We start from the raw sequence: 2,415 nt of genomic DNA, 5'->3' as shown, positions 1-2,415 counted from the left end.
CAAAATAATAGCCCCTATGATGTTATCTAAAAAAATTATTACAATGAAAAAATTAATTTTATCCTTAGTACTCATGGCTGTAACAACAAGTTACAGCCAAGAGTTAAACCTACCAGTGTTTACCCAGTATTTGGCTGATAACCCTTTTGTGCTTTCTCCTGCATATGCAGGTATTGGTGATAATCTTAGGATTAGAGCTAATGGATTAACCCAATGGGTTGGAATAAAAGATGCACCAGAGAATCAATCGCTATATGTCGATTTTAGAGTTTTGGACCGTTCTGGTGTTGGTATCTCGCTTTACAATGATAAAAACGGATATACAAGACAAACCGGTGCTAAAGTTTCTTTTGCACATCATATTATTCTGGATTACTATTCAAAACAGTATTTGTCATTTGGAATTTCGTACAACTTTAATACGTTCAAAATCGATACAGATGAGTTTAACACAGATCCATACGAACATCCTGTAATTGATCCAAGTGTTACAGATAATCGTTATAATGCAAATAATAACTTTGATATTAGTGCTTTGTACCGTAATAAAGACTTTTTTGTAAGTTTTAATGCGAATAACGTCTTAAAGAAAAATACAACTAAGTACAGAGGAGTAGAGCCTAATCTGCTTTCTAATTATCAGGTTTATTCAGGTTTTACTTTTAGAGATAAAGAGAACAGTCGTATTGAATATGAACCATCAGTGTATTTTCAATACTTTGCCAGTGATAAACGATCTTCAACCGATTTAAACTTTAAGTACAGACGTTACAATCGTTACGAAGATTATTATTGGATAGGAGTTTCATATCGTTTCCTAAACGACCAGTTTCCAAAACCATTATCAGTTGGACCAATGGCCGGATTCATGAAATCTAAATTTTATTTTGGATATTCATATCAGGTAATGTTCAATGATCTTGGAGCTTACAATACCGGTACACACGTAATAACTATCGGATTCGATTTCTTACAATCTATTAGTAACTGTCCTTGTACGCAAGGTCCGGTTCACGATTAATTAGATCTGTAAGCATTTTTAGCAATTTTAATACTTAATTTGTTTATTTTCATAAATTACAACGTTTTCGTTGTTAATGGTATATTATTTTTAGATTTTTCAAATTTATTACTACTCTAAAAGTTCTATATTTGTTTTTCTATCAGAAAAATTAAAAAATTATCAAAATGAAAACTTTAAACGATTTCGATTTTAAAAATAAAAAAGCAATTATCCGTGTTGATTTTAATGTGCCACTGGATGAGAATTTTAATGTAACAGATGCAACACGTATCGAAGCTGCAAAGCCTACAATTGATGCAATTTTAGCTCAAGGCGGAAGTGTAATTTTGATGTCGCATTTAGGAAGACCAAAAGGTGCTGAAGAAAAATATTCATTAAAACACATTTTAAAAACAGCTTCTGAAATTTTAGGAGTTCAGGTTAAGTTTGCTGAAAACTGTGTTGGAGAAGTAGCTCAAACCGCTGCTAAAAATTTACAACCAGGAGAAGTTTTATTATTAGAAAATTTACGTTTTCATGCAGAAGAAGAAGCTGGAGATGTTGCTTTTGCAAAAGAATTAGCGTCACTTGGAGATATCTATGTGAACGATGCATTTGGAACAGCACACAGAGCACACGCTTCGACTACAATTATTGCACAATTTTTTCCAACAGAAAAATGTTTCGGAACATTATTGGCTAAAGAAATTGAAAGTTTAAATAAAGTTCTTAAAAACAGTGAAAAACCAGTAACAGCAGTTTTAGGAGGATCAAAAGTTTCTTCGAAAATTACAGTTATCGAAAACATACTTGACAAAGTAGATCATATGATCATTGGTGGTGGTATGACATTTACATTTGTTAAAGCATTGGGTGGTAAAATTGGAGATTCTATCTGTGAAGATGATAAACAAGAATTAGCACTTGAAATTTTAAGATTAGCTAAAGAAAAAGGAGTACAAATTCACATTCCGGTTGACGTAATTGCAGCAGATGATTTCTCAAATACAGCAAATACACAAGTGGTTGACGTAAGAGAAATTCCTGACGGATGGCAAGGTCTTGACGCAGGTCCTAAATCTTTAGAGAACTTCAAGAAAGTAATTTTAGAATCAAAAACTATCTTATGGAATGGTCCATTAGGAGTTTTTGAAATGGAAACTTTCTCTAAAGGAACAATTGCATTAGGTGATTATATCGCAGAAGCTACTCAAAACGGAGCTTTTTCACTAGTTGGTGGAGGAGATTCAGTTGCAGCAGTAAAACAGTTTGGTTTTGAAGACAAAATGAGCTACGTTTCCACTGGTGGCGGGGCAATGCTAGAAATGTTAGAAGGAAGAGTTTTACCTGGAATCGCCGCGATTTTAGACTAAAATATCACAATTAACATTTTTTTGCGTATTTTTCATCGT

2 protein-coding genes are annotated in these 2,415 nt (G+C 33.0%); both read left to right on the top strand.

The genetic code is table 11. The annotated features are described in order from the left end of the window. Positions 1-43: 43 nt before the first annotated feature. Positions 44-1,021, top strand: a complete 978-nt coding sequence (locus tag CLU81_RS12325) for a type IX secretion system membrane protein PorP/SprF (RefSeq protein ID WP_233209698.1) — start codon at positions 44-46, stop codon at positions 1,019-1,021. A gap of 167 nt (positions 1,022-1,188) precedes the next feature. Further along, positions 1,189-2,376, top strand: coding sequence for a phosphoglycerate kinase (gene pgk, locus CLU81_RS12320; RefSeq protein ID WP_099710082.1), 1,188 nt, complete (start codon positions 1,189-1,191; stop codon positions 2,374-2,376). Positions 2,377-2,415 lie beyond the last annotated feature (39 nt).

Origin of the sequence: Flavobacterium sp. 9, assembly GCF_002754195.1 — a bacterium.
In the GTDB taxonomy this organism is placed as follows: domain Bacteria; phylum Bacteroidota; class Bacteroidia; order Flavobacteriales; family Flavobacteriaceae; genus Flavobacterium.
The sequence above is the reverse complement of the archived record's forward strand: the minus strand, read 5'-3'. Positions and strand labels throughout refer to the sequence as shown.